At 59.5% G+C, this 5,475-nt stretch carries 5 protein-coding genes; 1 reads left to right on the top strand and 4 read right to left on the bottom strand.

Annotated elements, in window-relative coordinates; genetic code table 11:
- The 3 genes from VGL70_05640 to VGL70_05630 all read right to left on the bottom strand — a co-directional run.
- Positions 1-683 (bottom strand): ABC transporter ATP-binding protein (locus tag VGL70_05640; GenBank protein ID HEY3303002.1); only part of this gene is annotated, 683 nt, incomplete at its 3' end.
- 3 nt (positions 684-686) lie between these two features.
- On the bottom strand, positions 687-2,420 hold the full coding sequence (locus tag VGL70_05635) for an iron ABC transporter permease (GenBank protein HEY3303001.1): 1,734 nt from the start codon (positions 2,418-2,420) through the stop codon (positions 687-689).
- Positions 2,421-2,437: 17 nt separating this feature from the next.
- Positions 2,438-3,457, bottom strand: a complete 1,020-nt coding sequence (locus tag VGL70_05630) for an extracellular solute-binding protein (protein ID HEY3303000.1) — start codon at positions 3,455-3,457, stop codon at positions 2,438-2,440.
- Between the two features lie 258 nt (positions 3,458-3,715).
- Here VGL70_05630 and VGL70_05625 point away from each other — a divergent pair, with 258 nt between their 5' ends.
- Positions 3,716-4,951 carry an MFS transporter gene (locus VGL70_05625; protein ID HEY3302999.1) on the top strand — a complete coding sequence of 412 codons (1,236 nt, stop codon included), beginning with the start codon at positions 3,716-3,718 and terminating at the stop codon, positions 4,949-4,951.
- A 19-nt stretch (positions 4,952-4,970) separates the two neighbouring features.
- On the opposite strand, the gene VGL70_05620 is transcribed toward VGL70_05625, so the two are convergent.
- On the bottom strand, positions 4,971-5,475 hold a 505-nt coding region (locus tag VGL70_05620; protein ID HEY3302998.1), incomplete at its 5' end, for an MmgE/PrpD family protein.

The following is a 5,475-nucleotide window of genomic DNA, read 5'->3' as shown; positions in this document are numbered from 1 at the left end:
TCGAAGATTTCCTCCGGATTTCCCACCTGCATGATTTTTCCCAGATGCATCACGGCGATCCGATCGGACGTCACCATCGCCTCGGCCTGGTCGTGCGTTACGTAAATCGTCGTGATGCGGAATTCTTCGTGCAGCCGGCGGATCTCGAAGCGCATCTCCTCGCGCAGGTTGGCGTCGAGGTTGCTGAGCGGCTCGTCGAGCAGCAGGATTTGCGGCTCGACCACGAGCGCCCGCGCGAGCGCGACGCGTTGCTGCTGGCCGCCGGAAAGCTCCGCCGAATAACGCTCCGCCAGCGTGTCCAGATGGACCAGGCGGAGAATGCGGTCCACTTTTTTGGCGATGTCGCCGCTCGCGAGCTTCTTGAGCTTCAGCCCGTACGCCACGTTCTGGAAAACGGTCATGTGCGGCCAGACGGCGTAGGTCTGAAAGATCATCGACATGTGGCGCCGCTCGGGCGGGATCATGACCGAAGGCGACGAGATGACTTTCTGATCGACCCGGATCTCGCCGGCGTCGGGTGAGAGAAAGCCGGCGACGAGCCGGAGGGTCGTCGTCTTGCCGCACCCCGACGGTCCCAGCAGCGAGACGAACTCGCCGTCGGCGATCTCCAGCGTAAGATCGCTCACCGCCGCCGCGGCCTCGGTGAACCGCTTGGTCAATCCTCGGAGAGAGACGGTAGCCAAGAACTATTCCCTTCCCCGGCCCATGAAGACGTCTCTGCCGACGAGCCATTGAACGGCAAGGATCACGAGAAACGAGACGGCGAGGAGAAGAATGCCCAGCACCGCGATCGCGCCGATCTGGCCTTCTTCCTTCAAGTCGAAGATCACCACCGAGACGACCTTCGAGCTCGGCGTGAATAGTAGAATCGACGCGCTGAGCTCGCGGATGACGCCGATGAAGATAAACGACCACGCCGCGATGAGACCGGAGCGCGCCAGCGGCACGGTCACGTCCTTCAATGCGCGCAAGCGGTTGGCGCCGATGATTCGCGTCGCGTCCTCCAGCTCCGGATGGATGCTCTTGAACGTGCTCTCGGTCTGCGAATAGCCGATCGGCATCTCCTTCGTGAGATACGCGATGAAGAGGATCCAGACGGTGCCGTAAAGAACGATCGGCGGCCGCGTGTAAGCGATGAAGAGCCCGACGGCGAGGACGATGCCGGGAATCACGAGCGGTGCCAGGATGAAGAATACGAGATACCGCGAGCCGCGCAGAAGCTGGCGGTTGGTGATGTAGGCGAGCAAGGTGGCGACGAGCGTCCCGGCGGTGGCGGTCAGGATGCCGAGCTTGAAAGTATTGACGATGGCGGCCTGCGTATCGTTGTACTCGAAGAAGGCGAAGGAAAAATTTCCCCAGGTGAAATTATCCAGTGTGAGCGGCATCGCCCACGCCTTGGACAGCGCGGCTTTCAGAAGAATCCAGTAGGGGAGGAAGACCGAGAAGGAGAGAACGACGAGCACGAGAAGAAGCGCCGGGTAGCGCAGCTTTCCCAGCCGCAGCAGCCGCTTCTGTCCGCCCTTGCCGCCGACGGTGCTGTAGCCCTTGCGGCCGAGCATCTTTTTTTGCAGGGCGATGAAGCCGACGGTCGCGAGCAGCAGCGGCACGGAGAACGCCGCCGCCAGATCGAGCCTCGGCGGGTACTGGAAGAACGCCCAGATCTGCGTCGTGATCGTGTGGATGCCCGCCGGCAGCCCGAGGATGGCGGGCGCGCCGAACAGAGATAGGGAATGCAGGAACGCGACGATAAAGCCGCCGAGCAGCGCCGGCGCCGTGAGCGGCAGGGTGATCGTCAAAGCGATCTTCCACTTGTTCGCGCCGAGAATATTCGCCGCGTCCTCCAAGTCCGAAGATATCAGCTCGCAAACGTTGGCGATCATCGAAAAGACGTAGGGGAAGCTGTAGATGGCCATGACGAAGATCAGGCCCTCCATGGTGAAGATGTTGAAGAGGGCGCCTTCAGTGCCCGTCAGCGAGCGGTACCAGTTGTTGAGGAGCCCGGCGTTGGGACCGGCGAGCAAGGTCCAGGCGAACGCGCCGAGAAAGGGCGGCGTCACGAAGGAAGCCATGACGAGCGCGCGAACCGACCGTTTGAAGGGAAGATCGGTCCGCGTCACAAGCCAGCCGAGCAGCGCGCCGATCAGGACCGCGATCATCCCGACCCAAAACGAGATGACGAGCGTGTTCCATATCGCCTTGAGGTAGGCCGGCTCGGTGAATACGTCGAGATAGTTCCGGAGCGACAGGCCGGATTCGTTGTAGAGGCTCGTTACAAAGATCGAGCCCAGCGGCATCAGCATCAAGAAGACGACGAAGAGCGCCGCCCCGATCCAGACAGGCAGGGTGGGATCGAAACCTCGAAGGCTAAAGCCGCGCTCCTCCCGAATTGTCTCTGCCGTCGTTGTTTCAGAAACAGGCATTGACCCGGCTTCGTTTTTTACGCGCCGAAGAACTCAGTGAATCTCTTTTTTATTTCTTCGTTTCTTTTTTGCAGCTCATCAGCGTCGACTGTGAGTAGCTTTAGGTCTTTAAGCAAGGGCTTGTCCTTGGGATAGGTGACTTCTGGGTGACCGGTGTACAGTCCTTCTTTGTCGGCGAGCACCTGCTGGCTTTCTTTGGTCAGGATATATTCGGTAAACAGCTTGGCCGCGTTCGGGTGCGGCGCCGCCGCGGCGATCGCCGTCGGCGAGACCACGAGGGGGACGCCTTCCTTCGGATAGACGATCTTTAAGGGGTTACCCTGCTTGAGCGTCTTGTAATAAAAATATTCGGCGCCGTTGACGCCGACCGGCCTTTCTCCCGAGGCGACCACGCCGGCGGGATCGTTCGCCGACTGGGTGATGTGGACCTTGTTCTTGGCGAGCTCCTGGAAGTATTCCCAGCCGAACTGCTTCACCAGCGCGAGGACGTGGGTCATGATGATGCCGCTGTAACCTGGATGCGCCGTCACTTCCTTGCCGCGCCACTTGGCGTTCAAGAGATCTTTCCACGTCTTGGGGGCATCTTTGTCGGCGATGATTTTGGGGTTGTAAGCGATGACCGACAGAGTCGCCCGCAGTCCGTAGTAGTATCCGCCGCTATCCTTGAACCCCGCCGGGAAGGGTTCCGAGCTTTTTGGGACGTATTTCATGATCAGTCCCTTATCCTTGAGTAGGGTAAAGTGGCCCGCGTCGGAAGTATGGACGACGTCGACGTTTTTGATGCCTGCATCCGCCTCCTGCATAACGCGCTGCAGCACGCGCTGGGAACCTGCGCGATGGACCTCGACGTCGATCTCCGGATATTTTTTCATGAAAAAGTGCGCGAACGCGGTCGAAGAGGGGATCGCTAGAGACGTGTACCAGATCACCTTCTTCTCCTTCTTCGCGGCATCGACCAAGGCTGCGTCTTGTGCGAAAGAGCCGGAAGCCGAGACTAAGAGAAGAGCGATTGTTAAGAGACCAACAGACTGTTTCATATTCCACCCTCCTTTGACGATTTCGGGGCGCACACTAACACACCTCTCGACCACAATCTACATTTAAGCGGAGCGATACTCCAGTGGCCAATTGGGGGTGACTCCCGCGCCCCATCCAGGTATTCCTGGACATGATTGCGGCCGTTCGCTACCATGTCTTTTTAACTACACGTTCCCGCCTACGCAATGCGCTCGCAGAAAATAACCGTCAGGGAAAGTCTCCGCGCCTCGTTCAGGGACGGCGTTTTCGCGTCCATCATGAGCGGCGTGACGGACCAGTATTTCATTCCGTTCGCCCTGGTTCTGGGCGCGACGGCGCAACAAGTGGGTTGGGTCAGTGGCCTGCCCAACTTCTTCGGCTCGCTCTCCCAGCTCTTCGCGGTGCAGGCGGTCCGCCGGCTCGGCGGCCGTTTGAAACTGATCGTCGGAACGGTTTCGATTCAAGCGGCGCTGCTATTTTGCATCGCTTTGTTAGCTTGGGCTGATATCCCTTCCCCTGTCGAGCTGTTTCTAGTCCTGCTCGTGCTCTTTGTCGTGAGCGGCGCCCTGGCCGGTCCGGCGTGGGGCAGCCTCATGACCGACTACATTCCCAATCGAAAAAGAGGGCGTTATTTCGGCTGGCGCAACCGGATACTCGGCATGGTGCACGTCGGCAGCATGGTGGCGGCCGGTCTGCTCTTGTATTGGACCGAAAAGTTTTCCGCCGTCGCCGGGTTTTTGATTATTTTTGCGGCCGGCGCCCTGGCCCGCTTCGTTTCCGCGGCCTACATCGCCAGGATGAAAGACGTGCCGCAGAAGCGGGACCCCGCCAGCGACTTCACTTTTTATATGTTCCTCGCGCGCTTTCGCGAGAGCAACTTCGTCAAGTTCGTCGCGTTCGCGGCCATGATGACTTTCTCGGCATACCTATCGGCGCCTTTTTTCGCCGTATTTATGTTGCGCGATCTTCAATTCAGCTATCTGACTTACATGGTGTTGCAAGTCTTGTCGGCCATGGCTGGACTCATCGCCTTGCCGTTGTGGGGGCGGCACGCCGACGCTGTCGGAAACGTCCGCGTGCTCCGATTGAGCGGATTCTTCGCCTGCCTCGTTCCGCTTTTTTGGCTTGTGTCGCGAAACGTGCTTTATCTCGCTGTGATCCAGATGTTCGCGGGATTCGTGTGGAGCGGCTTCACGCTCTGCGCGACGAACTTTATCTACGACGCCGTGACGCCGCAAAAGCGCGTCCGCTGCATCAGCTATTTTCACGTCATGAACGGCGCTGCGATTTTTTTGGGCGCGTCTCTCGGCGGCTTTCTCGCGACCAAGCTGCCGCCGCTGCAAGGCTACCCATTGCTGAGCCTTTTTCTCTTGTCCGCAACCTGCCGGCTCTTCTTCTATTTCGTTCTATTCAACCGTTTCCGCGAAGTCTGGCCGTCGGAGGATGTTTCGCTTCAGGAGTTGTTTTTCAGCGTCGTCGGCATCCGTCCTTTGGCCGGCATCTCGCGGGATTGAGGACCGCGAAGCGGTCTTGTCAGGTGGTGAGTAGATCTGCCAGCGTCTCGATCTTCGGCAGCGTCTCCAGTGCTCGGACCGTGGAAACGATCTCTTCCGCCTTTTCGCCGGCGATCGCGAGGCTCGCGTTGGCGCGGAATTTTTCTTCGATGTCCTCGGGCGGCAGCGGCAGCTCGAAGCCGCCGCGCGGATAGGGCTGGTTTTCTTCCAGGATAGTGCCGTCGCTCAACTTGATTTTCACGTGGCCCGACAGGTGTCGCGGATAGTCGATCGTCGGATCGAGTTCGTAGCGGACTTTGTCGGCGATCTTTAATACTTCCTCCTCGCGGATCGCTTCGTCCGAGAACTCCGCGAGGCCCGCCTTGCCGCGGACCAGAATGATCGCGATGCTGTAGGGCAGGGCGAACTTGGCGCCGTAGCCGCTGACCGGCCGCTGTTTTTCCTTGAGCGGCTCCCAGAGACGGTGCACCGGCCCCTCGGCGGTGCGGCAGACGACCTCGGCGATTTTCTCGGGATGAATCGCG

The sequence above is a fragment of the Candidatus Binatia bacterium genome, assembly GCA_036504975.1.
In the GTDB taxonomy this organism is placed as follows: Bacteria; Desulfobacterota; Binatia; order UBA9968; family UBA9968; genus JAJPJQ01.
This window is presented reverse-complemented; position numbering and strand designations above follow the sequence as displayed.

Bases quoted from the DNA above. Each gene is read 5' to 3' on its own strand.
- VGL70_05625 (HEY3302999.1), top strand. From the start codon at position 3,716: ATGAGCGGCGTGACGGACCAGTATTTCATTCCGTTCGCCCTGGTTCTG.
- VGL70_05635 (HEY3303001.1), bottom strand. From the start codon at position 2,420: ATGCCTGTTTCTGAAACAACGACGGCAGAGACAATTCGGGAGGAGCGC.
- VGL70_05630 (HEY3303000.1), bottom strand. From the start codon at position 3,457: ATGAAACAGTCTGTTGGTCTCTTAACAATCGCTCTTCTCTTAGTCTCG.